Source organism: Nocardiopsis sp. Huas11 (genome assembly GCF_003634495.1).
Lineage (GTDB): Bacteria > Actinomycetota > Actinomycetes > Streptosporangiales > Streptosporangiaceae > Nocardiopsis.
Window position 1 is genome coordinate 4,302,729 of sequence record NZ_RBKY01000001.1, and the last position, 25,363, is coordinate 4,328,091.

Annotated in this window: 20 protein-coding genes; 12 read left to right on the forward strand and 8 right to left on the reverse strand. The window is 72.7% G+C overall.

All coding sequences use genetic code 11. The annotated features are described in order from the left end of the window. Positions 1 to 76 precede the first annotated feature (76 nt). The 4 genes from DFP74_RS19560 to DFP74_RS19575 form a co-directional block, all read right to left on the reverse strand. Entirely contained in the window at positions 77 to 1,204 is a 1,128-nt protein-coding gene (locus DFP74_RS19560; protein ID WP_199725918.1) for an IS630 family transposase, read from the reverse strand. A 185-nt stretch (positions 1,205 to 1,389) separates the two neighbouring features. Then, on the reverse strand, positions 1,390 to 1,746 hold the full coding sequence (locus DFP74_RS19565) for a hypothetical protein (protein WP_121183514.1): 357 nt from the start codon (positions 1,744 to 1,746) through the stop codon (positions 1,390 to 1,392). Positions 1,747 to 1,904: 158 nt separating this feature from the next. Then, positions 1,905 to 3,311: a sigma-70 family RNA polymerase sigma factor gene (locus DFP74_RS19570; RefSeq protein ID WP_121183516.1), complete on the reverse strand. Its 1,407-nt coding sequence runs from the start codon at positions 3,309 to 3,311 to the stop codon at positions 1,905 to 1,907. Positions 3,312 to 3,899: 588 nt separating this feature from the next. Next, the gene (locus tag DFP74_RS19575; RefSeq protein ID WP_370013513.1) at positions 3,900 to 5,153 is read right to left on the reverse strand and encodes an AMP-binding protein; all 1,254 of its coding nucleotides are present in this window, start codon (positions 5,151 to 5,153) and stop codon (positions 3,900 to 3,902) included. Positions 5,154 to 5,333: 180 nt separating this feature from the next. On the opposite strand from DFP74_RS19575, the gene menB reads away from it, so the two are divergent. From menB to DFP74_RS19610, 6 genes are all read left to right on the forward strand, one after another. Further along, a complete protein-coding gene (menB, locus tag DFP74_RS19580) occupies positions 5,334 to 6,173 on the forward strand; it encodes a 1,4-dihydroxy-2-naphthoyl-CoA synthase (protein ID WP_121183520.1) in 840 nt (279 codons plus the stop codon). Continuing rightward, on the forward strand, positions 6,170 to 7,153 hold the full coding sequence (locus DFP74_RS19585) for an o-succinylbenzoate synthase (RefSeq protein ID WP_121183522.1): 984 nt from the start codon (positions 6,170 to 6,172) through the stop codon (positions 7,151 to 7,153). The genes menB and DFP74_RS19585 overlap by 4 nt, the downstream gene beginning before the upstream one ends. Positions 7,154 to 7,820: 667 nt before the next feature. Beyond that, positions 7,821 to 9,596 (forward strand): 2-succinyl-5-enolpyruvyl-6-hydroxy-3-cyclohexene-1-carboxylic-acid synthase, encoded by a 1,776-nt coding sequence (gene menD / locus DFP74_RS19595; protein ID WP_121183526.1) that lies wholly within the window; start codon positions 7,821 to 7,823, stop codon positions 9,594 to 9,596. A gap of 106 nt (positions 9,597 to 9,702) precedes the next feature. After that, entirely contained in the window at positions 9,703 to 10,530 is an 828-nt protein-coding gene (locus DFP74_RS19600; RefSeq protein WP_199725714.1) for a cupin domain-containing protein, read from the forward strand. 92 nt (positions 10,531 to 10,622) lie between these two features. Then, positions 10,623 to 11,720 carry a sugar diacid recognition domain-containing protein gene (locus DFP74_RS19605; protein WP_121183528.1) on the forward strand — a complete coding sequence of 366 codons (1,098 nt, stop codon included), beginning with the start codon at positions 10,623 to 10,625 and terminating at the stop codon, positions 11,718 to 11,720. A 70-nt stretch (positions 11,721 to 11,790) separates the two neighbouring features. Continuing rightward, positions 11,791 to 13,005 (forward strand): glycerate kinase, encoded by a 1,215-nt coding sequence (locus DFP74_RS19610; RefSeq protein ID WP_121183530.1) that lies wholly within the window; start codon positions 11,791 to 11,793, stop codon positions 13,003 to 13,005. 181 nt (positions 13,006 to 13,186) lie between these two features. Here DFP74_RS19610 and DFP74_RS19615 read toward each other — a convergent pair whose 3' ends face one another. After that, a complete protein-coding gene (locus DFP74_RS19615; protein WP_121183532.1) occupies positions 13,187 to 13,966 on the reverse strand; it encodes an NAD(P)H-dependent oxidoreductase in 780 nt (259 codons plus the stop codon). Positions 13,967 to 14,103: 137 nt separating this feature from the next. Between DFP74_RS19615 and DFP74_RS19620 the strand changes: the two genes are divergently transcribed. Beyond that, the gene (locus tag DFP74_RS19620; RefSeq protein ID WP_121183534.1) at positions 14,104 to 14,952 is read left to right on the forward strand and encodes a helix-turn-helix transcriptional regulator; all 849 of its coding nucleotides are present in this window, start codon (positions 14,104 to 14,106) and stop codon (positions 14,950 to 14,952) included. An 85-nt stretch (positions 14,953 to 15,037) separates the two neighbouring features. Here DFP74_RS19620 and DFP74_RS19625 read toward each other — a convergent pair whose 3' ends face one another. Beyond that, a complete protein-coding gene (locus tag DFP74_RS19625) occupies positions 15,038 to 16,054 on the reverse strand; it encodes an ABC transporter substrate-binding protein (protein ID WP_121183536.1) in 1,017 nt (338 codons plus the stop codon). Between the two features lie 162 nt (positions 16,055 to 16,216). On the opposite strand from DFP74_RS19625, the gene DFP74_RS19630 reads away from it, so the two are divergent. The 4 genes from DFP74_RS19630 to DFP74_RS19645 all read left to right on the forward strand — a co-directional run bounded on the left by DFP74_RS19630 (position 16,217) and on the right by DFP74_RS19645 (position 21,568). Continuing rightward, entirely contained in the window at positions 16,217 to 17,323 is a 1,107-nt protein-coding gene (locus DFP74_RS19630; RefSeq protein ID WP_233571044.1) for an iron ABC transporter permease, read from the forward strand. Beyond that, complete coding sequence (locus DFP74_RS19635; RefSeq protein WP_121183538.1) at positions 17,320 to 18,426, forward strand: iron chelate uptake ABC transporter family permease subunit; 1,107 nt, start codon at positions 17,320 to 17,322, stop codon at positions 18,424 to 18,426. Before DFP74_RS19630 ends, DFP74_RS19635 begins: the two co-directional genes overlap by 4 nt. Next, positions 18,423 to 19,268, forward strand: a complete 846-nt coding sequence (locus DFP74_RS19640) for an ABC transporter ATP-binding protein (RefSeq protein WP_121183540.1) — start codon at positions 18,423 to 18,425, stop codon at positions 19,266 to 19,268. Before DFP74_RS19635 ends, DFP74_RS19640 begins: the two co-directional genes overlap by 4 nt. Before the next feature lie 287 nt (positions 19,269 to 19,555). Then, positions 19,556 to 21,568, forward strand: coding sequence for a PhoX family phosphatase (locus DFP74_RS19645; protein ID WP_121183542.1), 2,013 nt, complete (start codon positions 19,556 to 19,558; stop codon positions 21,566 to 21,568). A gap of 107 nt (positions 21,569 to 21,675) precedes the next feature. On the opposite strand, the gene DFP74_RS19650 is transcribed toward DFP74_RS19645, so the two are convergent. Further along, positions 21,676 to 22,125, reverse strand: coding sequence for a GNAT family N-acetyltransferase (locus tag DFP74_RS19650; protein ID WP_121183544.1), 450 nt, complete (start codon positions 22,123 to 22,125; stop codon positions 21,676 to 21,678). A 51-nt stretch (positions 22,126 to 22,176) separates the two neighbouring features. Then, entirely contained in the window at positions 22,177 to 23,460 is a 1,284-nt protein-coding gene (locus tag DFP74_RS19655) for an isochorismate synthase MenF (RefSeq protein WP_121183546.1), read from the reverse strand. 207 nt (positions 23,461 to 23,667) lie between these two features. Between DFP74_RS19655 and DFP74_RS19660 the strand changes: the two genes are divergently transcribed. Next, positions 23,668 to 25,287, forward strand: a complete 1,620-nt coding sequence (locus DFP74_RS19660) for a glycoside hydrolase family 10 protein (RefSeq protein ID WP_121183548.1) — start codon at positions 23,668 to 23,670, stop codon at positions 25,285 to 25,287. Positions 25,288 to 25,363 lie beyond the last annotated feature (76 nt).

Consider the following 25,363-nt stretch of genomic DNA (forward strand, 5'->3'; position numbering starts at 1 on the left):
CATGGTCACGAGCGGTTCGCCTGCCCGGTGACCCCCTGCTCGCCAGTGCTGTGACCGCGTAGATTCGTTGGATCGTTCAGCCTGCGGTGGCGAGGGGGCGTCTGCCCCAGCGGATCCCTTTCTCGCTGCGGACGCGGGCGCGCTCCTTGCGTTCGGCGGCCAGGACATCGCGGTGGCGGGCGCTGGCGTTGCGCCAGCGGAGGTAGGCGTGCAGGACCCGTGTCTGCACAGTGTGGTTGGGGTAGTGCGAGTTCGCGATGGTGAACTGGCGAAGCGGTCCGAAGTGCGCCTCGATGGGGTTGGCCCACGAGGCGTAGGTCGGGGTGAAGCACAACTCGACCTTGTTCTTCTTCGCCCAGCGGCGGATGTCGCTGCGCTTGTGGGCGGACAGGTTGTCCAGGATCACGTAGATCGGGGCGCCGTCCGGGCGGGCGGTCCGGATCGACTTCAGCGCAGCCAGGGTGTTCGCGGCACCCTTCCTGCGGCGGTTGACGCCCCAGAGGGTGTCGTCGCCGATCGAGTAGCAACCGTGGAAGTACCGCACCCCGTGGGTGCGGTGGTAAGTCGCGGGATGCCGCTCGGGCCGGCCTTGCTCGGCCCAGCACGACCCGGCGGTGGGCCGGATGCCCAGGGGCCCGAACTCGTCGAACGCAAATACACGATCCGGGAAACGCTCCAGCACCTCCTCGATGCGGTCCAGCTTGGCGTCGCGCTTGAGGTCAGGCGACTCCTTCCACGTCTTGGTCCGCTGAAAGGTGACACCGCGGCGGGCGAGCAGGCACCGTAACGCCTCGCGGCCGATCCGGATGACACGGCCGTGCACTCTCCGCAGGTAGGCGGCGAGCTTGCGGATGGACCAGCGGGTGAAGGGCTGACCGAGCTTGCTCGGGCGGGCGGTGGCCGTCTGGATGACGAAGTCCTCGTCGTCATCGCTGAGCAGGCGGGAACGGCCTCCCGTCCACCGATGGTCCAAGCGGGCCAGGCCGATCTCATTGAACCGGTGGATCACGTCGCGGACGGTGTCCTCGTTGGCCTGCACCAGCTTCGCGATCACCGGCACCCGGTTTCCGCCGGCCGAGGCCAGCAGCATCATCGCGCGCCGGAACCGCACCGAATTGGTGCTGCCCCTGCCCCGGCGCACGATCTGCTGCAGCTTCTGCCCCTCCTGGTCGGTCAACCTGCGCACATGGACAAGCTCAGCCACTCCACCCCCGGCAATCGGATCGGACGTCACCGTGCATCCAACCGCCCGGACGACCGCCCCGGCGAACCTTCTCGGTCAGAGCACTAGGGCGGGCTACCCCCGACGCCTAGCGGCGCAGCCCACCCGTCGCCCGCCATCGCCCGGGGGCGCTGCGCGCAGTGCGGGCTACCCCCCTCAACGGACGCCTAGCGGCGCAGCCCTACGACGGAGACGATGTAGAACAGGACGAGTCCGACCCACACGACCGGCACGGCCGCGCCTCCCACCAGGGAGGCGGTGATCGCCGTGAGCGGGATGCTCACCCCCAGGCACACCAGCGACAGCACGAACCGCACGGTGTTGGAGGGCATGCCCGCCTTGGCGGGGGCGGCCTGCGCGGTGGTGTGGGTGATGTGGTGCCGCACCCGCTCCTCGATGGTGTCGTCGAGGCGTTCGACCAGGGAGGCGGCCACGGCGTCGTCGTACTCCGGGCCGAGTTCGCGGCCGGCGCGCAGAGCTGCGGCGACCTCGTCCGTGTGGCGGGATGAGGGCGATGAGGTCATGGCTTCATCCTCCCATCGCCGTCGACGGGGGTGGCGGTTCCGTGGCCGATTCCAGGGAAAACTCCGGGTTCGCCCTGATGCGGGCCGCCGCCCGCCGGTCCCGCGCATGACGGCGGGGCCGCCCGGTGAGGGGCGGCCCCGTGCCGTCTCGGTCGCGTCTAGCTGGCGAAGTCCAGCAGCTGCTGTGCGCGGCTGGGGTGGCGCAGCTTGGACAGCGACTGCTTCTCCAGCTGACGGATGCGCTCTCGGGTCAGGCCCAGGTGCTTGCCGATCTCGTCGAGCGTGCGCGGACGCCCGTCCATGAGGCCGAAGCGCAGGGACATGATGGTCGCCTCGCGCGGCTCCAGGTCCGAGAGGGCGTTGCGCAGCTGGTCGGCCATGAGCTGGCGGTCGACCACCTCGGAGGCCTCGGAGGCGTCGACGTCCTCGATGAGGTCGCCGATGCGTGTCTCGCCGTCCTCACCGATGGTGGAGTCCAGGCTGATCGGCTGCCGGGTGACGCGCAGCAGCTCCTCGATCTGGGCCGGCGTCTTGTCCAGCTCCAGGCCCAGCTCCTCCGGGGTGGGCTCGCGGCCCAGCGCCTGGTGCATGTCGCGCTCCAGGCGGCTGACCTTGCTGAGCAGCTCCAGCACGTGCACGGGCAGGCGGATGGTGCGCGCGGAGTCGGCGAAGCCGCGCTGGATGGCCTGGCGGATCCACCACATGGCATAGGTCGAGAACTTGAAGCCCTTGGAGTAGTCGAACTTCTCCACCGCGCGGATCAGGCCGAGGTTGCCCTCCTGGACCACGTCCAGCAGGGACATGCCGCGGTCGCTGTACTTCTTGGCGACCGAGACCACCAGGCGCAGGTTGGCCTCGAGCATGTGGGACTTGGCCAGGCGGCCGTCCTCGGCGACCCACTCCAGTTCGTCGATCTCGGCCTGGGCCATCTCGACGGAGTCGTCGATGGGACCGTGCTGGCCCAGCCGGTACTCGGCGTAGAGTCCGGCCTCGACGCGCTTGGCGAGGTCGACCTCCTGCTCGGCCGTGAGCAGCTGCCGCCGCCCGATGGCCTTGAGGTAGGTGTGGACCGAGTCGCCCATGGCGGGGGACTGGTCGTCCAGGTCGGCCTCACCGGTTTCCGGGTCGGTACCGGTCTGGGTGGTCTCGGTCTTCTTGGTCGTGCGCCGCGTGGTGCGGGTCTTCCTCCGGGAGGCGGAGGGGCCCTTGCGGGTCGCGACCTTGCCGGTCGCGGCCTTGGGTGCCTCGTCGGTTTCGGGCACCGTCGCGATGAGAGTGTTTTCCAGCACGTCGTCCTCGGCGTCAGCATCGGCCACCAGCACGGTGTCGTCGCCCCCGTTGGCGAGTCGGACCCCGTTCTCGGTGAGTTCACGCAGGATGGAGCGGCCGTCAGCAGAGGTGACTCCGGCCGCGGAGAAAGCGGTACGTAGTTCGGAGAGTGACAGGTGTCCCTGGGAGCGCCCGCGTTCGAGCAGGTCGGACAGAGCGCCGTCCGCGGAGCCCTCCGGGTGCGGAGCGGTCCCTGTGGATTCGGGTACCGAAGCGGCTAGGGCAGTGCTCGTCATCGGGGCACCTCCCTCCCTTCCAAGACGTGTGGCACGTGGCGGAGGGTTCCCGCCGACTGGACGCGCCAATATGTCCAACGTGTCGACAGGTCAAATGTTCCCTGTCTCGATTGGATATCGGTGCGAGTGACACAAATCACGGTGTGGGAAGTGGCCTCGCGCCGATCCGAGCGGGTAATGGGCACCATCTTCGGTCGCGTGCGCGGTTCGTCGGCGCAGCCGGGCACGGCGGAGGACGCAGGGCCTGGTGCGAGTGGACCGATGGCTGTCGCCAACTGCGGACCTCCTTGGGAAGAGGGGCCGAAGGACCGGATACACAAGTAGACGTCGGGGATCTTCCGGAAGTTCCCCGCCTACCGGACACGGCCCGGGACGGCCGTGGTCCGACATCGCCGCCGGGGGGTGCAGTGCCCCCAGCTCACAAGGGATTCCGGCGGTGCCGGCGGACGTGTCCGCCGCACCTGTAGTCGACAGGGTCCCATGGGAACGGAGTGCACCGGTAAACGCCGATTCACGTGGTGAGCGACCCGGTGCGTGTGTTCGCCCGGCCCTCATCGGGCTCGTGGGCGGTCCCGGGGGCCCTCGGATTCATTTCGCGGGGGTGCGCAGCGCCACCAGGTCCGGCTTGCCCGAGGCCAGCAGCGGAAGGTGCTCGCGGACCTCCAGCTCGCGCGGGGCGGCGTAGGCGGGCAGCCGCTCGCGCACCCACGCGCGCAGCTCCTCCAGCGACGGCGGGCGCAGCGGGTCGGTCGGCACCACCACGGCGCTGACCCGTTCACCCCACTCCGGGTCCGCGCGGCCCACGACCACCGACTCGGCGACCGCGGGGTGCTCGGCCAGCAGCGCGTTGACCTGGCCGGGGACCACCTTGTGCCCGCCCGAGTTGACCACGTCGTCCATCCGGCCCAGCACCGAGAGCCGGCCGTCGGGCTCCCAGCACCCCAGGTCGTTGGTGCGCAGCCAGGCGGTGCCCTCCTCGTCGCGTTCCAGCGCCCCGGGGTCCGCGGCGCCCGGCGGCATCCGGTAGCCGCTCAACAGCACCGGGCCCGACAGCAGGACGCGTCCGGGCTCGTCCTGTGAGGCGGACTCCAACCGCACCCGCACCCCGTCCAGGGGGAGGCCGTCGTAGACGCAGCCCCCGCACGTCTCGCTCATGCCGTAGGTCGTCACCACGCGCGCTCCGGCCCGGCGGGCGCGCGCCAACAGGTCGGGTTCGGCGGCGGCGCCGCCGAGCAGGACGGTGCCCAGGTCCGACAGGTCCACGCCCGCGGCCAGCAGCCGGCGCAGCTGGGTGGGGACCAGGGACACGTGCGGGCCCAGTTCGCGGGCCAGCGCCGCCACGCCCTGGGTGTCGAAGGCCGCGTGCACCGCCTCGGTCCCGGTGACCAGCGCCCGGATGATCACCTGGAGTCCGGAGATGTGTCCCGCGGGCAGCACGCACAGCCACCGGTCTCCCGGAGCGGCGCCCATACGCTCCACCGAGGCCAGCGCGGAGGCGCGCAGGGCGGACGCGGACAGTTCCACGCCCTTGGGCACGCCGGTGGAACCGGAGGTGGTGATGACCAGAGCGGTGTCGGGGCGCGCGGGCGCACCGCCGGCCAGCGCCGTGACGCCCTCGGGCGTGCGCACCGAGTCCGCGCGCATCGCGGTGAGCAGTTCGTCCACCCGCGCCCGGGGTGTGCCGTCGGGGACGGGCAGCAGGGCCGGGCCCTCGCCGTCCAGGGCGCGCGCCACACGGCGCCCGATCTCCTGGGGCGCCAACCCCACGAGCGCCTGGAGGGGGCGGCCCGCACCGGGGGCGGGCGCCTGCTCCGGGGATCGCGCCGCGTCTGCTGCTGTCACTCGTGCCACGGGGGACAGGGTACGCCCGCCCCGGCTCCGCGGGAGCTCGGCCGTGGTGGGCGGGGGCGTGCCGTACGGGGCCACCCCGCCTGGCACAATGCGTAGGGTTGACGCTTGGACGCGGCCGTTTCGGTCGTGTCCGCGCCGTCCCCAGTGTCCCCGTGAGGAGAAGCAGAAGCCGTGAGCAGCGTGATCGACTGGCAGCGGTCGGGCGAGTATTCCGACATCATCTACGAGACCGCGGAGGGCATCGCCAAGATCACGATCAACCGCCCGGAACGGCACAACGCCTTCCGGCCGCAGACCTTGTTCGAGCTCCAGCAGGCGTTCAACATCGCCCGCGACGACTCCGAGGTCGGTGTGATCATCTTCACCGGTGCCGGTGACCAGGCGTTCTGCTCGGGCGGTGACCAGAAGATCCGTGGCGACGACGGCTACATGGGCGATGACGCCGTGGCCAAGCAGGGCATCGGCCGCCTGAACGTGCTGGACCTGCAGGTGCAGATCCGCCGTCTGCCCAAGCCGGTCATCTGCATGGTCGCGGGCTGGTCCATCGGCGGTGGCAACGTCCTGCAGGTGTGCTGCGACCTGACCATCGCCGCCGACAACGCCAAGTTCGGCCAGACCGGCCCCAAGGTCGGCTCGTTCGACGGCGGTTACGGGTCCTGGCTGCTGGCCGAGACCGTGGGTCTGAAGAAGGCCCGCGAGATCTGGTACCTGTGCCGGCAGTACAGCGCCCAGGAGGCGCTGGACATGGGCATGATCAACACGGTCGTGCCGCTGGCGGACCTGGAGAAGGAGACCGTCCAGTGGGCGCATGAGCTCCTGGAGAAGTCCCCGCTGGCCCTGCGCATGCTCAAGGGCGCCATCAACGCCGTCAGCGACGGCGCCGCCGGGATGCAGCAGTTCGCCGGCGACGCCACGATGCTCTACTACATGAGCGAGGAGGCCCAGGAGGGCCGGGACGCCTTCAAGGAGAAGCGCCGTCCGGAGTTCGACAAGTTCCCGCGCCGCCCGTGACCTGCTCGGCCACCGATCCGGCGGGGGCACTCGCCGGGTCCCGCGCCTTCGCTCTCGGCCTGCGCAACCGGTTCCGCGGCATCACCGTCCGCGAGGGGCTGCTCGTGCGCGGACCGGCGGGGTGGGGTGAGTTCTCGCCCTTCGCCGAGTACGGGCCGCGCGAGTCCTCGCGCTGGTGGGCGGCCTGCCATGAGGCGGCCTACCAGGGCTGGCCCGCGCCGGTGCGCGACCGTGTGCCGGTCAACGTGACCGTGCCCGCGGTCGGTCCGGAGCGGGCCGCGCGGATCGTGGCCGCCGGCGGGTGCGCGACCGCCAAGGTCAAGGTCGCCGAACGCGGGCAGGACCCGGGCGAGGACATCGCCCGGGTGGAGGCGGTCCGCCACGCCCTGGGGCCCTCGGGTCGGGTGCGCGTGGACGCCAACGGTGGCTGGGACGCCGGGACCGCGGTGCGGATGGTGCGCGAGCTGGACCGGTTCGACCTGGAGTACGTCGAGCAGCCGTGTGCGGGACTGGACGAGCTGGCCCTGGTGCGGCGCCGCGTCGACGTCCCGGTGGCCGCCGACGAGTCCATCCGCCAGGCGGAGGACCCGCTGAAGGTGCGTGCGGCCGAGGCGGCCGACATCGTGGTGCTCAAGGTGCAGCCGCTGGGCGGGGTGCGCGCCGCGCTGCGGGTGGCCGAGGCCTGCGGTCTGCCGGTGGTGGTCTCCAGTGCCGTGGAGTCCTCGGTGGGTCTGGCGGCGGGCGTGGCCCTGGCCGCGGCCCTGCCGGAGCTGCCCTACGCCTGCGGTCTGGCGACCGCGCAGATGCTCACCGCCGATGTGACCGCCGATCCGCTGCTGCCCAGTGGCGGGTTCCTGCCGGTGCGGCCGGTGCGGGTCGACGAGAAGTGGTTGCGCGAGGTCGAGATCGACGCCGCCGCCTGGCGTGCGCGGGCCGAGCAGGCCCGCGAGGCGGGCCGGGAGCGGCCGGGCGGGGGATGACCCGGGCCCTGCGGGGGTCGCTGACCTGGCGCTCAAACCGAGGTACGCGACACGCCCGGGTGTGCCCGGTTCGACATCGCCGGATCCTCGCCAGCGGCCGTGTGAGCGGGTTGACTGGTGTGTGGTGTCACCGTGGACCGGTCTTGGCCGTTGCGATACCGGCACTGGGGCCGGTGTGCCCGTGCCGGCGATCACGCGCGGCCACCGCGGCCCACCGCCCGTGTGCGGGCCGTCGGCGGATCCGCCCGCGCCGGAGCGGGGCACGTGCGCGAGGGCGCCACCGCGCGGCGATACTTGGTGCAGACGAATGAAAGCGTGTTCGTCAGGGGTCCCTCGCTTGACGGCGAGGGCTTTCCATCCCCGTGGTGGAGGGCCTGCCGTGACCTGACCGAGCCGATACCCACGATGGAGGTGAACACGGTGGCCACGTTCCACGCGGGGCGGCGCGCCCGGCGGGCCGTGTTCGCCCCGCGGCCTGCCCTGGTCGTGCGCGCCGACGGCCCTGGGAGCGGTGGCCGCGCCGTCCTTGCCGGCCGGGGTCCGTGCACCGGACGCCACACGTACTCTCGTCTGCTCCAGCGCGCGGACGGTCACGCCTACAGCACACAGAAGGGGGTAGGGGCTTCCTCCACCGCTTGATCGCGGCGGTAACCGCTCCGAACACCAGATGAATCCGTCTACCGCCCTGGCGCGGGTCCTCGTCGACGAACTGGCCCGCTGTGGGCTGTCCGAGGCCGTGGTCTCGCCTGGGTCGCGCTCGACGCCCCTGGCGCTGGCCCTGGTCGCCCACCCCGACGTGCGCGTCCACGTGCGTGTGGACGAGCGTTCGGCGTCCTTCCTCGCGCTGGGCCTGGCCCGCGTGTCGCGGCGGCCGGTGGCGATGGTGTGCACCTCCGGTACGGCCGCCGCGAACTTCCATCCCGCGGTGATGGAGGCGAGTGAGAGCGGGGTGCCGCTGCTGGTGCTGACCGCCGACCGTCCCCCTGAGCTGCGCGGGACCGGCGCCAACCAGACGGTGGACCAGATCGGCCTGTACGGCGGTGCCGTGCGGATGTTCGCCGAGGTCGGCACGCCCGACCCGGCGCCGGGGATGGTCGCGTACTGGCGTTCGCTGTGCTGTCGCGCCTGGGCGGCGGCCGTGGGCGGGCGCCCTGGGCCGGTCCACCTGAACGTGGCCTTCCGTGACCCGTTGACCCCCGATGAGCCCGGTACCGGCGCCCCGGCCTGGAACGAGCCGTTGGAGGGCCGCGACCTGGGCCGTCCGTGGATCGGCCGTCCGGGCCCGCGGGCCGAGCCCGCGCCGTTCGTCCTGCCCGACGTCGAGCGCGGTGTGATCGTGTGCGGCGACGGCGACTACGATCCGGTGCCGTTCCTGGCTTTGGCCGAGCTCACCGGGTGGCCGCTGCTGGCCGAACCCACCTCCAACGCCCGCCGCGTGGGTGCGATCTCCACGTACCGGCAGCTGCTGGCCTCGCCGCGTTTCGTGGCCGGGCCGCCGCCGGAGCTGGTCGTGAGCGTGGGGCGCCCCAACCTGTCCCGGCAGATCCTGGCCTATCTGGCGCGCGCCGAGCGGCACGTGGTCGTGACGGCCGGGGCGATCGGCGACCCTGCCGCCGCTTTGCCCAACGCGTTCTCCGATCCGGCTCGCACCGCCACCGACGTGGTGGCGGCCGTCGCCGCGCCCGAGGGTCTGGGCCTGGTCCCACCCGTCGCCCCCCACCACCCTCAACGGACGCCTTCGGCGCAGTACCCTTCCTCCGCGCGGACCGACTGGTCGCGTACGTGGTGGCGTGCGGAGGCCGCGGCGCGCTCGGCGGTGGACACGGTGCTGGACGCCGACGAGACGCTCAGCGAGATGCGCCTGGCCCGCGACCTGGTCTCGCACCTGTCGGCCGGATCGCTGCTGTTCGCGGGATCGAGCATGCCCATCCGCGATCTGGACGCGACCATGCGGGCGCGGTGCGGTGTGCGCCTGGTGGGCAACCGCGGTGTGAGCGGGATCGACGGCACGGTCTCGACCGCGGTGGGTGCGGCGCTGGCGCACCAGGCCGGCGGGGCGGACGGTCAGGCCTACGCCCTGCTGGGGGACCTGGCGATGCTGCACGACCAGAACGGTCTGGTGATCGGGCCGGGTGAGCCGCGCCCCGATCTGGCCGTGGTCGTGGTCAACAACGACGGCGGTGGGATCTTCTCCGGCCTGGAGCAGGCCGGCCACCCCGACTTCGAGCGGGTCTTCGGTACCCCGCACGGGGTGTCGATGGAGCGGGTGGCCGCGGTCGCGGACCTTCCCTACACGCGCCTGGAGTGGGCGACGGATCTGCCCAAGGCCCTGTTGGGCGAGGGACTGCGGGTGATCGAGGTGCAGACCACGCGCACCGACAGCGCGGTGCTGCGCCGTCGGGTCCAGGCCGCGGTGGACGAGGCGGTCGACGGCCTTCTGTGAGCCCGCCTCCTTCGGGTTGCGGCGCCGTGCCCGGGGGAAGGACGTGTCCAAGGGGATCGGCGTGGTCGCCGCGTCCCGTGGTGCACGCGCAGTGAGGTGAGCGGTCGTGAACTACGTGCTGCACATGACGGAGCTCGCCCGTTGGCGGACCGGTACCGGTGACCTGGAGCCGGAGAGCCTGCACACCGACGGGTTCGTGCACGCCTCGCCCAACGAGCACACGGTGCTGGCGGTGGCCAACTCGCTCTACAGCAAGGCGACCGAGCCCTACTGTGTGCTCGTGGTGGACACCATGCGCCTGGGCCGGGAGGTGCGGTGGGAGCCGGCGGCGCCCGCGGCGGGGCAGGGCGTGTTGGAGGGCGTGGAGGAGTCGGAGCTCTTTCCGCACATCTACGGGCCCATTCCGCGTGAGGCCGTGGTGGGGGTGCGCTATCTGCGCCGCGAGCCGCCGGGGGTGTTCACGGCGGTCGACCAGCGCGGTCCCACGGCCGAGGCGCTCGACCTGTTCCCGCATCCGGAGGGCGGCTGGTTCAAGGTCACCTGGCGCAGTGGTGTGACGGTGCACCCGGAGGGCTACGACGGCCCGCGCGAGACGGCGTCGGGACTGCAGTTCCTGCTCAACCGGGGGGACCGGTGCCGGTGGCACCGGCTGCGCTCGGCCCAGCTGTGGTCGTTCGACCGGGGCGGGCCGGTGCTGATCGAGCTCGGCGGCGACGGGCCCGTGCCGGAGGTCGAGCAGCGCTTCACGCTGGGGCCGCACATCGAGGCAGGCCAGCACCTGCAGGTGCTGGTGCCAGGGGGGACGTGGCAGACCTCCCGGCCCTTGACGGGGGAGGAGAACCTGTCCACGTGCGTGACCTCCCCGGCCTTCGACTTCGACGACATCGAGGTCGCCGACGAGGGCGGCACCCTGCACTTCCCGTGGCAGCTGTGAGCGCCATCGGGGCGGTCGGGTCCGGGCGCAGGTCCTGACGGCCGCGAGCCCGGAAGACTTCAGAAGAACACGGCCTAGCTAGTGTGGGCCCCATGGCGAAACACCCGCGTCGGGCCCCGTTGAGCGGTGAGATCGCCCAGCGCGTGGTCGACCTGATCGCTCCGACGATCAGCCACAACATCAACGTGATGGACGAGCACGGCACCATCATCGCGTGCCTGGACCCCGCCCGGATCGGGACGCTGCACCGGGGCGCCCAGCGGGTGATCGCCGAGGGGCGCGGTGTGCTCGTCACCGACCGGGGGCGGGAGAGTTCCGACCGGCCCGGTGCCAACGAACCCCTGATCATCGACGGGCAGCTGTGCGGTGTGGTGGGTGTGACGGGCGATCCCCACGAGGTGGCGCCCCTGGCCCGGGTCGTGGCGTTGACCGTGCAGCTCCTGGTCGCCCAGAGCCGGGATCAGGACGCGGTGACCCGGCGCCACACCGAGGCCCGCGACCTGGTCGCCGCCCTGAGTTCGGGCACCGCCGACCCCGAGGCGGCCAGGGCCCGCCTGGCCGCCGCCGGGCTGGCGCCGCCCTGGTCTTTGGCGCTGTGGACGGCGGGCCTGCCGCGACCGGACGGCTCGGCCGCACCGCCCGAGCCCGCCGAGACGGCCGTGGCGCGGGTCAACGCCGACGCCGGCCGCCGGGCCGCCGTCCTGCACGGTGCCCTGTGGACGGTCGCCTCCGGTGAGGGCCCCGGACCCGATGCCCTGGGTCTGCCCGGGGACGGCCGGCACACCCGCACCGACCCCACCGGCGAGATCGGGGTGCTGCTCGCCCACGCGGAGGAGTCGCGGGCGCTGTGCCGGTACGCGGGGCTGATCCCCGCCCTGGCCGACCCCGGTCCGTGGTCGCGCACGGTGGCCGTGGCCGTCGCGCACCTGCCCGCGCGCAGCCTCGCCCGTCTGGCCGGCCTGGCCGGTGATCTGTCCGAGGCGCAGCGGCGCACCGTCCTGGCCGCGGCCTCGACGACGTCCATGCAGGCGGCGGCCGACGCCCTGTACGTGCACCGCAACACCCTGCTGCAGCGGGTGGAGCGCATCCGTGCGGCGACCGGGCTCGACCCGCGCCGGCCCGACCACCTGACCACGCTCCAGATGGCGCTGTACGCGTGCGACGCACTGGGCGTTTCGCACAGGCCGTGAGTGAGGACGCCGAGGAATCTTGGGCGGATCACTGTCGAAACGCACGGCCGTCGTGTCTAGGATCGGCTGCATGTCGCACGCATCGCACACCACCGACGAAGCACCACGGGTCCGCGTCGCCGTCGTCCCGGACTCCTTCAAGGGCAGCGCCCGCGCCGTGGAGGTGGCGGGCGCGATGGCCCAGGGGGCCGAGGAGGCCTTCGCCGGCCTGGGCATGAGGGCCGACATCGACGTCCTGCCGTTCGCCGACGGCGGCGAGGGCACCCTGGACGCGCTGCTCGGTGCCTGGGGCACCGACGCGCGCACCGTGGAGACCACCGACGCGCTGGGCCGGCCGGTGCGGGCCCGCTACGGGCTCTCCCCCGACGGGCGGACCGGGGTCATCGAGGCCGCGGAGGCCAACGGTCTGCCCCTGGTCGACGACGTGCCGCTGCGGCCGCTGACGGCGACGACCCGGGGCCTGGGCCCTCTGGTGACGGCTCTGCTGGACGCGGGTGTGGCGGAGATCCTGCTGTGCATCGGCGGTTCGGCCACCACCGACGGCGGCACCGGCCTGCTCGCGGCGCTGGGCGCGCGGCTCCTGGCCCAGGACGGCTCGGAGCTGCCCGACGGGGGCGGGAGCCTGACCGAGCTGGACCGCCTGGACCTGTCCGGGTTGGACGGGCGCGCCCGTTCGGTGCGCTGGCGGATCGCCTGCGACGTCACCAACCCCCTGGTCGGGGACCGGGGCGCGGCGGCCGTCTTCGGGCCGCAGAAGGGCGCCTCGCCGCAGGACGTGCGCGTTCTCGACGCGGGGCTGGCCCGTCTGGCCGACGTGCTCGCCAAGGAGAGCGGGACCGACGTGCGCGATGTGTCGGGGGCGGGGGCCGCCGGAGGGCTTCCGGCGCCGCTGGCGGCGCTGTTGGGCGCCGAGCTCGTGCCTGGGTCGCGGATGGTCGCCGACGTGCTGGGCGCCGAGGAGCTGCTGTCCCGGGCCGACCTGGTCCTGACCGGTGAGGGCTCCTTCGACACCCAGTCCATGGCGGGCAAGGTGGTCGACGCCGTGCGCCGGTTCACCCCGGCCGACCGTCCCGTGGTGGTCATCGCGGGCAAGGTCTCGGTGCCGCCGCGGGACTTGGCGGAGGCGGGGATCACCGCGGCGCTGTCCATCGCCCGCGGGCCCGCGACCCTGGACGAGCTGAGCGAGGACGTCCTGCCCGGGATCACGTGGGCGGCGTTCACGGCCTGCCGCCTGCTCGCACACGGGCCACTCGGGTCGAGGGGGTCGGCCGACGCCCGCTCCTGAGCCCCGCGTGCGGTCGTGCCCGGCTGATGCGTGACCGCGCTTTCGCGGGAGCCGCCGTGCTCGGCCGGGACCCGGTCCGCCGCGCGGCGCACGGCCCCGGCGGTGCCGGGGGCCGTGCGGGAGGGGGTGAACACCCCGGGCAGGTGCCCGCGGGGCGGCACGACGGGGCGACCGCCGCAGGTCAGGCGCGCACGTGCAGCCCGAACCCCGTGCGGCCGGCGGGCTCCAGCCCCTCCTTCAGGTGCAGCGAGGGGATCTCGTAGTCGCCGTGGTTCTGCGGCCGGAACGCGATCGGCTCGGTCGAGTCCAGGGTGAGCAGGCGCTGCTCCCAGGCCTTGGCGGCGTCCGGGAAGTCCTCGTCCGTCATCCGGTCGGCGCCGTAGAGCACGAACGGCGGCAGCACCTCCATGCCCGGGTGGTACAGGACGCCGTGGTGGATCGGGAACAGCAGATCGTCCATCGGGCCGTTGATCCCGCGCGCGGAGTAGTGCGACTCCGGGCCGCCGGCGGTCACCGACAGCATGGCCCTGCGGCCCGCGAGGGTGCCCTCGCCGAAGCGGTCGCCGTACCTGGTGTCGCTGTGCTCGCCCACGCCGTAGGCGAAGTGGTACGTGTACACGCGGTCCACCCAGCCCTTGAGGATCGCGGGCATCGTGTACCACCACAGCGGGAACTGGAGGATGACCGTGTCGGCCCACAGCAGCTTCTCCTGCTCGGCCAGGACGTCCGGGGTGAGCGTGCCGGTGTCGAAGGCCCGGCCCGAGTCCCGGGCGACCCTGAGCGGGTGTGAGGCGGCGGGGCCGTAGTCCGCGGCGTCCGCGGCCGCCTTCCAGTCCATGGCGTACAGGTCGCTCACCTGGACCTGGTGCCCGGCGTTCTCCAGCGTGGACACCGCGAGGTCCTTCAGCGCGCTGTTGAGCGAGCGCGGCTCGGGGTGGGCGTGGACGATGAGCGTCTTCATGGGGACTCCTTCGGATCGGGTGCCTCGATCCTGCTCGCCGGGGAGCCCGGTGTTCAGGGGCGCCGCAACCGTCGGATCCGACTTCCTGGTATCAGCGGGGCCACCCTCACCGGCGGCGCCGCGGCCATACTGGGGGCATGGACGATCTCGCGGGATTCCTGCGGACCCGGCGCTCCCGGGTCGACCCGGCCTCCGTCGGCATCCCCACCGACAGCCGCCGCCGGGTGGAGGGTCTGCGACGCGAAGAGGTCGCGCACCTGTCCGGTGTCAGCGTCGACTACTACGTGCGCCTGGAGCAGGGCCGCGCGACCCAGCCCTCCGAACAGGTCCTGGACGCGCTCGCCCGGGTGCTGGGCCTGGACGACACCGAGTGCGAGCACGTGCACCGGCTCGCCCGGCAGCGCCGGCGCTGCGTGAAGGCGCCGGGCGGACGGGTCCGGCCGGAGCTGCTGCGTGTGCTGGACCTGGTCGCCGACGCGCCCGCACTGATCATGAACCACCGGTTGGACGTGCTCGCCGGCAACCGCCTGGCCGGGCTCCTGTACGGCAGGCCGGCGGCGGGCCTGAACACCGCCCGGCACATCTTCCTGGAGGAGGCCGAGCGCGGTCTGTACGCGGACTGGGACCACTGCACCCTGGACGTGGTGGGGCACCTGCGCCTGGCCGCCGGAAAGTATCCCGCGGACCCGCGCCTGACCTCGCTCATCGGCGAGCTCGCGGTGGGCAGTGAGCGCTTCGGCCGCCTGTGGGCCCGCGCGGACGTGCGCGCCCGCACCCACGGACCCAAGGTGTACCGGCATCCGATGGTCGGGGTGTTGGAACTGCACCAGGAGAACTTCGCGCTGCCGGACGAGTCGGGCATGGAGCTGCTGGTGCTGTCCGCGGCTCCAGGCAGCCCCGCCGAGGACGGGCTGCGGCTGCTCGCGGGTCTGGGCGCGCACGGCGCCGACGCGTGTGCCACGGCGCACACGCCGGTCCGGGAGTAGCGCGGCGGAGCCCGTCCCTGGCCGAGGCCCGGGCGGTGGCACGACGGGGCCCGTGCCGGGCGGCACGGGCCCCGAAGGCGGTCGGTCAGCGCTGGGCGTCGACGCCGAAGACCTCGGCCATGTCGTCCAGGGTCCGGTGGGCGGCGATCAGGCCCACACCGGAGATCCAGTACTCGTCGTCGACCTCGGTGATCTCACCCTCCAGCTCGCCCCACAGCGGGCTCGACTGGTACTCGGCCTTGTCCTCGGCCACGCCGTCGGCTCCGCCGTCGTCGTAGGTGGCCACGAAGATCCGGTCGGCGTCCAGGTCGAGCAGGCGCTCCTGGCTGTGGTAGGTGACGATGTCCTCGGACTCGGTGTCCACGCCGGGGGCGGGCTCCAGGCCCATGTCCTCCAGGATGACGCCGATGTAGGACCGCGGCGTGTACAGGCGCACGCCCTCCTCGTCGCCGGCGAAGCGGACGATCGAGACGGTGGGGGACTCGCCGTCGTTGGCCTCGATGATCTCGGCGCCGATGGCGGCGGCACGCTCCTCGTACTCGGCGAGCAGGGTCTCGGCCTGCTCCTGGGCGTTGAGGGCGCGGCCGGTCAGTTCCAGGTTCTCCTTCCAGGTCGCGCCGGTGGTCTCGGACATGACCGTGGGCGCGATCTCGGAGAACTGCTCGTAGTTGTCGCCGTGGCGGACCTCGGCGGAGAGGATGAGGTCGGGCTCGGTGGCGGCGACCAGCTCCGGGTCCAGGTCCCACAGCAGGCCCACGGGCTCGGCCTCGTCGGCGGAGCCGGTGTTCCACTCGCTGTCCAGGAGGTAGTCCGGCAGCGAGGTGACGTCCTCGGCGAAGGTGGTGTAGCCGACGACGTCGCCGCCCAGGGCCAGGGTGGAGTCGACGTAGGCGGAGTCCAGCGGGAGCACGCGCTCGGGCGCGGCCGGGATCTCGGTCTCGCCCATCTGGTGCTCGACCGTCAGCGGGTAGTCGCCGGAGGCCTCGCCCTGGGGAGCCGCGGTGTCCTCCTCGGGGCCGGCGGCGCCGCAGGCGGTGAGCAGGACGGCGGTCGCCGCGGTCGCGACGGTGGGCAGGCCGACGCGGCGGGTCCAGGCGTTCATCGGAAACTCCATCGGTAGGGCACGCTCCGGGCATACGAAAGCGGGGGACATGACCCGAATGTGTTGTTCCTGGTCAAGACGTGGCAAACTTAGATCATTCAAGTGTGGCTAGGCAAACCTTACTCGGGTCGACCTGGCCTTTCGTCATGATGGGAGACCTCGGTGCACGACGCCAGCGGGCCGCCCCCGGGCCCCGTGTCGGCCGCTGCCGCGGACCCCGCCGACCCCGCCGGTGCCCCCGGTCGCGCCGGTCGCGCCGGCGTCCTGGGGGCGCGGCGCACACGCCGGCTGGTGGGGCTGGCCGCGCTCGTTCTCGCCCTGGGCCTGACCGCCCTGGCCAGCGTCCTGGTGGGCGCACGCGCCCTGAGCCCCGAGACGGTGTGGCTGGCGCTGACCGCGAGCGCCGGCGCCGAGGCCGACATCATCGTCCACGACATCCGCCTGCCCCGCACCGCGCTGGGCCTGCTCGCCGGGATCGGACTCGGCCTGGGCGGCGCCCTCATGCAGGGGCACACGCGCAACCCGCTCGGCGACCCCAGCATCCTCGGCGTCACCTTCGGCGCCGCCCTGGCGGTCGTCCTGGGGATCGCGCTGGCGGGCGTCACCGACCTGCGGACGCAGGCCGTCCTCGCCTTCACCGGGGCGGCGCTGGCCACCGTGATCGTCTACGCCATCGGCTCGGTCCCGGGGCGGGGGCCCACACCCATCACGCTGGCGCTCGCCGGGACCGCCGTCAGTTGGCTGTGCTACTCGCTGGTCTCGGGGCTGGTCCTGCTCGACCAGGCCACCATGGACAACTTCCGGTTCTGGCGGGTGGGGTCCCTGGTCGGGCGCGATCCCGAGGTCATCGTCCAGATGCTGCCCTTCTTCGCCGCGGGCACGCTCCTGGCCCTGGCCAACGCCGGCGCGCTCAACGCCCTGGCCCTGGGGGAGGACACCGCCCGCGCGCTCGGGCACCGCGTGGGCCGGGCCCGCGTGGTGGGCCTGGCCGCCGTCACCCTGCTCACCGGCGCCACCGTCGCCGCGTGCGGGCCGATCGCCTTCGTCGGGCTCATCGTGCCGCACGTGGCGCGGGGCGTGGTGGGCTCCGACCACCGGTGGCTGCTGCCCTACTCGGCGCTCATGGGCGCCATCCTGCTGCTGGGCGCCGACGTGTTCGGCCGCTTCCTCGCCCCGCCGGGCGAGCTCCAGGTCGGTGTGGTCCTGGCCCTGGTCGGCGCCCCGTTCTTCATCTACGTCGTCCGCCGCCGGAGGCTGCTGTCCCTATGACCTCCACCCTCACCACCGACGAGCGCGAGCGCGCGCGGGCCCGGCTGCGACGCCGGTACCGGGGCCTGCGGCTGGGCCCGGTGGCGCTGCCCTGGCGGACCCGGCCGGTCGTGGCCGCCGCCGTCACCGCCCTGGCCGCGGCGCTGTTCGTGGGGCTCAACCTCATGGTCGGCCAGACCCCGCTCTCGCCCGCGCAGGTCTGGGCCCACTTCGTCGGCACCGACTACGAGCACTACTTCACGTTCTGGCGTGTGCGCATGCCGCGGGTGGTGGTCGGACTGCTCGCCGGGGCGGCGCTGGCCGCCGCGGGGGCCATCACCCAGACCATCATGCGCAACCCGCTGGCCAGCCCCGACCTGCTCGGCGTCACCCACGGCGCGAGCGCGGCGGTGGTGGCGATGATGGCGTTCGCGGGCAGCTACGGGATCCTCAGCGGCCCCATGGCCTCCGTCGGGGTGCCCGCCGTGGCCCTGGCGGGCGGACTGGTCTCGGGCGTGCTGTGCTACCTCCTGGCCTGGCGCGGCGGCATCGACGGCTACCGGCTGCTCCTGGTGGGCGTGGGCCTGTCCGCGGTCCTGATGAACCTCACCCTGTGGATGCTCACCCTCGGCGAGGTGAGCGACACCGGCCGCGCCCTGGTGTGGATCGCGGGCAGCCTGTCCGGGCGCACGTGGGCCAACGCCCTGCCCGTCGCCGTGGCCCTGGCGGTCCTGCTGCCGCTGTCCCTGGTCGCCGCCCGTACCCTGGACGCGCTCGCCTACGGCGACGACGTGGCGCGCGGGCTGGGCCTGCCGCTGGAGCGGGCCCGGACCGGCCTGCTGGTGCTGGCCGTGCTGCTGGCCGCGTTCGGGACCTCGGCCGCCGGGCCGATCCTGTTCGTCTCCCTGGCCTGCCCGCAGATCGCGCTGCGGCTGGCGCGCGCCTCCCGGCCGCCGGTCCTGCTCTCCGCCCTGGTGGGCGCCGCCCTGACCTGCGGCGCCGACCTCCTGGCCCGCAACCTGTTGACCACCATCCAGCTCCCGGTCGGCGTGGTCACCGGTTGTCTGGGCGCCCTGTACCTGATCTACCTGCTCGTCCGCGGCAACCGAAAGGCCCAGGCTTGACCACCACACCCACCAGCGCGGCCGCGGCCGACGGTCTGGCCGCCGACCGCGCGCCGGCACGTCTGAGGGCCCGGGGCCTGACCCTGGGCTACGACGACCACACGGTCGTGCGCGACCTGGACGCCGACATCCTCGACGGCACCGTCACCTGCGTCATCGGGCCCAACGGGTGCGGGAAGTCCACCATGCTGCGCGCCCTGGGCCGCTTGATGCGCCCGCGTGCGGGCGTGGTGGAGCTGGACGGGCGCGACATCCACCGCGCTCCGACCCGGGAGGTCGCCCAGATCCTCGGTGTCCTGCCCCAGCAGCCCACCGCCCCCGACGGGCTCACCGTCGCCGACCTGGTCGCCCGGGGGCGCCACCCGGCCCAGCGGTGGTACCGGCAGTGGTCGGGCGACGACCAGGACGCGGTGGCCCTGGCGCTGGAGCAGACGGGGCTGCTGGAGATGGCCGAGACGCCGCTCCAGGAGCTCTCGGGCGGCCAGCGCCAGCGCGCGTGGATCTCGATGGTGCTGGCGCAGGGCACCGACCTGCTGCTGCTCGACGAGCCCACCACGTTCCTGGACCTGGTGCACCAGGTCGACGTGCTGGACCTGGTGCGGGACCTGCACCGGCAGGGCGGGCGGACCATCGTCATGGTGCTGCACGACCTCAACCTGGCCGCGCGCTACGCCGACACCATCATCGCGATGCGCGACGGGCAGGTCCTGGCCAGCGGGCCCCCGGCCCAGGTGCTCACGCCCGAGCTGTTGCGCGAGGCCTTCGACCTGGAGGCCGTGGTCGTGCCCGACCCGGTCACCGGCGGCCCCCTCATCGTCCCCGTCGGTCGCGCCACCGCGTAGAGCGGTCACCGGATACGGGCGTGGGGTCTGGTGTCGGGCGCGCGTGCGCGTCATCATCGCGTCAGGGCGACGGTGGGTGCTCGGGCGACGATGACGTGTGACCAGATGAGGGTATGTGTCGGAGTTGTCGGTGCGTTCACCCTGGTTTCACCCCTGCGTGTGAAACCTCGGCCAAGGTCAGGATCGGCTGGTGGAACCCTCCGCCGACCGATCACCCGCACGCCCTGACCCGGCCACCCGTACCCGGTGGGCGCGTGGGAGCAGTCACGATCCCCAAGGAGTACCGCGTGCCCGAATCCGCGCCCCAACGCCGCCGGCTTCCCCTCCTCGACCTCGTGGGCGGCGGAAGATCCCGCGCGACCTGTCATTTCCGCTGCGGCGACGCCTGTTTTCACCCGGCGCCCAACACCAGCTCCAACGCCTACTTCGGTGACATCTTCCAGAAGGCGCTCTCCCGCCGCGCCGCGCTGCGCACCGGAGCCGTGACCGCCGGAGCGGGCGCGCTCGGGCTGTCCGCCCTCTCTCCGGCCCTGGCCGACCGCGGGCCGAACCGCCCCCATCCCGCGCCCCGCCTGACGTTCAAGAACGTGCTGCCCAACAGCGACGACGCCCTCACCGTCCCCAAGCACTACGAGCAGCACGTCATCGTCCGCTGGGGCGACCCCGTCCTGCCCGGTGCCCCCGAGTTCGACGTCAACGCCCAGACGGCCGAGGCCCAGGCCCAGCAGTTCGGCTACAACTGCGACTACGTCGGCCTCCACCAGCTCGACGACGACCACGGCCTGCTCTTCGTGAACCACGAGTACACGAACGAGCGCATCATGTTCGCCGGGTACAGTCCTGACAACGCGGAGCAGACCCGCGTGGCGATGGCCGCGCACGGCGGCTCCCTGGTGGAGATCGAGCGCGTCGGCAACACCGGCCAGTGGAAGCTCTCCGAGGGCGAGCGCTCCTTCAACCGGCGCATCCACACCTCGACCCCCGTCGCTTTCTCGGGCCCCGCCGCCGGCAGCGACCTGCTCAAGACCGAGGCAGACCCCTCGGGTACCGAGGTCCTGGGCATGCTCAACAACTGCGCCGGCGGCATGACCCCGTGGGGCACCTTCCTCAGCGGCGAGGAGAACTTCAACCAGTACTTCGGCCACGCGCCCGGCACCACCGAGACCAACCGGTACGGCCTGGGCACCGGAGCTCCCGGCCGCCGCTGGGACCTGGTCGACGAGCGCTTCGACCTGTCCAAGCACCCCAACGAGGCCAACCGCTTCGGCTACATCGTCGAGATCGACCCCCTGGACCCCGAGTCCGCGCCGGTCAAGCGCACCATGCTGGGCCGCTTCAAGCACGAGGGCGCCAACACCATCCTGTCCGCCGACGACCGGGTCGTGGTGTACCTGGGCGACGACGAGCGCTTCGACTACATGTACAAGTTCGTCAGCGACGAGCAGTACGTCGAGGGTTCGCGCCGGCACAACATGGCCCTGCTCGACGCGGGCACGCTCTACGTGGCCAAGCTCACCGGCAACAGCCCCGCCGAGGAGATCGACGGCTCGGGCGAGCTGCCCTCCGACGGTGAGTTCGACGGCACCGGCGAGTGGATCCCGCTGTGCAACGCCACCGAGAGCTTCGTGGACGGTTTCAGCGTCGCCGAGGTGCTGGTGTACACCCGTCTGGCCGCCGACGCCGCGGGCGCCACCAAGATGGACCGCCCCGAGGACTTCGAACCCAGCCCGGTCACCGGCAAGGTCTACTGCGCCCTGACCAACAACTCCGCCCGTGAGCCCGGCCAGGCCGACGAGCCCAACCCGCGCGGCCCCAACCGCTACGGGCACATCCTGGAGATCGTGGAGGACGGCGAGGACAACGCGGCCACCACCTTCGGCTGGAACGTGCCGCTGGTGTGCGGCGACCCCGAGGACGACGACACCTACTACGCGGGCTTCGACAAGTCCAAGGTCATGCCGATCTCGGCGCCGGACAACCTGGCCTTCGACAAGCACGGCAACCTGTGGATCTCCACCGACGGCCAGCCCGGTTCCATGGGCATGAACGACGCCCTGCACGTCATGCCGGTCGAGGGCCGCTTCCGCGGTGAGCTCAAGACCTTCGCCACCGTGCCGGTGCGTGCCGAGGCCTGCGGTCCCTTCATCACCAAGGACAACAAGACCGTCTTCCTCGCCCCGCAGCACCCGGGCGACGACGGCACCTTCGAGTCGCCCACCAGCGTGTGGCCCGACGGTGACCTCCCGCGTCCGTCCGTGGCCTGCATCTGGCACAAGGCCGGCCGCGACGTCGGCCAGTAAAGGGCCGGTTCGAGCCGGTTCGTGCCGTGCGGGGCACAGGACGAACCAGGGGCCGGTCCCGGGTGTGCGGGTCACACGCCCGGGGCCGGCCCGTTCTCATGCGCGCGTCACAGGACGCGTTCGAAGCACAGGGAGGACGGTTCGTCGGCGTAGGCGCCGAAGGAGGGGATCGGCGCGTAGCCCGAGCGTGTGTAGAACCGCACCGCGTCGGGCTGGCGGTCCCCGGTCTCCAGGCGCAGCGCCTTCCAGCCCTGCTCGCGCGCCCAGTCCTCCAGCGCCGCCAGGATCAGCGGCGCGACGCCGGAGCCGCGCCGTTCGGGGCGCACGTACATGCGCTTGACCTCACCGATCGCGTCGTCCAGACGGCGCAGTCCGCCGCAGCCCACCGCGGTGCCGTCGCCCTCGCGGGCCACGACGAACAGGTCGATGTCCTCGGCCGAGGGCGCGGTGCCGGGCTCGGAGTCGGGTGTGCCGTAGCGCTCGGCGATCTCACGGCGTTGCAGGGCGCGCAGGGCCTCGGCGTCGGGGTCGTTCCAGCGCACGTGTTCGATTCGCATGGCGCGAGGTTACCGGCGGCGTGTTTCTGTCATGTGACCGGAAGAGCGCGGTCAGTCGGTCGGATCGGTGAGCGCCTCGCGCATCACCCGGAACTTCGACTCGGTCTCGGCCGCCTCCGACTCCGGGACGGATCCGGACACGATGCCGCAGCCGGCGAAGAGGCGGGCCCGGGCGCCCTCCACCCGCGCCGAGCGCAGCGCGATGCCCCACTCGGCGTTGCCGGCGCCGTCGAGCCAGCCCACCGGTCCGGCGTAGCCGACCCGGTCCATGCCCTCCACCTCGGCGATCAGGCGCATCGCGGCCGCCGTGGGCGTGCCGCCTACCGCGGCCGTGGGGTGCAGGGCCGCCACCGCGTCCAGGGCCGAGACGTCGGGGGACAGGCGTGCGTGGGCGCGGGTGGCCAGGTGCTGCACGTTGGCCAGCTGCAGCAGGTGCGGCCAGGCGGGCACGGACAGCTCCTCGCTCAGCGGGGCCAGGGCCGTGCGCAGCGAGTCCACCGCCAGTCCGTGCTCCTCCACGTCCTTGGCCGAGGACATCAGCTCCTCGGCCAGGGCGCGGTCGGCGGCGGGGTCCTCCCCGCGCGGGCGGGTTCCGGCCAGTACCAGTGAGGTGAACCGGTCGCCCTCCAGGCGCAGCAACAGTTCGGGGGTGGCGCCCACCATGCCGTCGACGGAGAAGGTGAAACAGCTGGGGAAGCGCCGGCGCAGTCGCTCCAGCAGGGTGCGCACGTCGATCGGGGCGTCGGCCTCGGCGACGGCGTCGCGGGCCAGGACGGCCTTGTCCATGTCGCTGGTGCGGATGCGCTCGACGGTGTCGGCCACCACCGACTTCCACTCCTCGCGGCTCAGCGAGCCCTCCGCCCAGGTCAGCGGGCCGATCGGGCGGGGTTCGGGGGTGGGGTGCAGCAGTTCGGGCGGGTGGACGCCGGGCTCGTCGGTCACGGTGGTCAGCCAGGCGCGCCCCTCGCGCCGCCCGATGAGGACCCGGGGCACCACGAGGGCGGAGCCGTCGGAGGAGGGGGTGAAGGTGAAGGTGCCGAAGGTGACCAGGCCGGTTCCCGGCAGGCCGACCTCGTCCTCGATCACGGCCTTGGCGGTCAGAGCGTCGGTCCAGCGCGCCGCGTCGGTGAAGCGGGTGGTGTCGGTGGGGTCCGCGGCGTCCGGTCGGCCGGGCAGGTCCAGCCGTGCCGCCTGTCCCCAGGCCACGAGACCGTCCTCACCGGTCAGCCAGGCCAGGGGAGCCCCGGCGGGCAGGTGGCGGACCAGGCCGTCGGCGCCGGAGCGCAGGGCGACGGTATGGACGAACAGGGCGGGCGGGGTGAGGTCGGCGTTCACGGCTATTGAGTCTAGGACGTCGATCGACCGTGGAGCCCCCGGGCTCGGGAAACGTTCATCTTTGGACAGACGACCGCAAAACGGTTCAGTGTCGAGATATTCATATCTTGCCGGAATCGTGTCCAAAACTTGACATCTTGCCTTACTCTGGTTCGCGGTGCGCCGCCCTCGGCGTTGCCTCACCCGGCCATGGAGGAAGCAGTCTTGATGCGATCAGTCGCACGCGTGGTGACCCCGCCCACCACGATGGCGCGGTGGGCGGCGGTGGCCGCCGCGACCGCCGTCCTGGCCTCCGGCTGCACGCTGGTCGGCGGCGGAGGCGGTGAGGACGCCGCGGACGAGGCCGTGGGAACCGCGCCCGTCCAGTGCGGGAACGACGCCGACCGGCAGCGCATGCGCGGCGCCTGGCTCACCACCGTCCGCAACATCGACTGGCCCTCCGAGCCCGGTCTGTCGGGCCGCGAGCAGCGCGACGAGCTGGACGCCTACCTCGACGAGGCCGCGGACATGGGGCTCAACGCCGTGTTCCTGCACACCCGGCCCACCGCCGACGCCGTGTACGAGTCCGACCTGGAGCCCTGGGCCCGCTACCTCACCGGTGAGCAGGGCGGCGACCCCGGCTACGACCCGCTCCAGTACGCGGTCGAGGAGGCCCACCGGCGCGGTCTGGAGCTGCACGCCTGGTTCAACCCCTACCGCGTCGGCTACGAGGACCCCGACCTGGACAACCTCGCCGAGGACCACCCGGTCCAGGAGAACCCGGAGTGGCTGGTCGAGTACGGCGACGAGGGCTACCTCGACCCCGGCAACCCCGAGGTCCGCGAGTGGGTCACGGCCGTGATCATGGACGTGGTCGACCGCTACGAGATCGACGGCGTGCACTTCGACGACTTCTTCTACCCCTATCCCAAGGACGGCGAGGAGTTCGACGACGACGCCAGCTGGCGCGAGCACGGCGGTGACTTCGACTCGCGGGCCGACTGGCGCCGCGACAACGTCGACCAGCTGATGCGCGACGTGCACTTCCAGATCCAGCAGTCCAAGCCCTGGGTGAGCTTCGGCGTCTCCCCGTTCGGCATCTGGCGCAACGACTCCACCGACGACAGCGGCTCGCCCACCTCGGGCCTGCAGTCCTACGACGCCCAGTACGCCGACACCCGCACGTGGATCCAGGAGGGCACCGTCGACTACGTCGCCCCGCAGCTGTACTGGGAACGCGGGTTCGACAACGCCGACTACGAGGCCCTGGCCGACTGGTGGGCGCACGAGGTCGATGGAACCGGGGTGGACCTCTACGTCGGCCAGGCCGCCTACCGCCTGGGCGAGGACGGCTGGACCGGCGCCGACGCGCTGAGCCGCCAGCTCGACTACTCCGGCGAGCTGGACCAGGTCGACGGGGACGTCTACTTCTCCATCAAGAGCCTGCGCGAGAACGACGAGGCCGTCGAGGGCCTGCGCGAGGCCCACTACGCCCGCCCCGCGCTGCCGGCCCGCGTGGACTCCGAGGAGGGCCTGCTCACCGGCGCCGTGGAGGGCGTGAACGCCGAGGAGGCCGACGACCGGGTCGAGATCACCTGGGAGGCGCGCGAGGACGCGCGCTTCTACGCCGTGTACCGCCTGCCCGAGGGCGGTCTGGACGGGCTCGACCCCGCCTCCGAGGAGGCCCACTGCGCCGCGGTCGCGCCCGAGAACCTGGTCGGGGTGACCGGCGAGGTCGCGCTCACCGACACCGCGCCGGTGGCGGACGGCGCCGGGTACGTGGTCACGGCCCTGGACGTCTACCGCGCCGAGGGGCCGATCAGCGAGGTCGCCGACCCGCGCAGCTGACCGGACGGGCTCGCACATCTGGGCGTTCCGCCAAGAAGTCCTCGCACAAGCCAGCGGAACATCCAGTGTGCGGGCG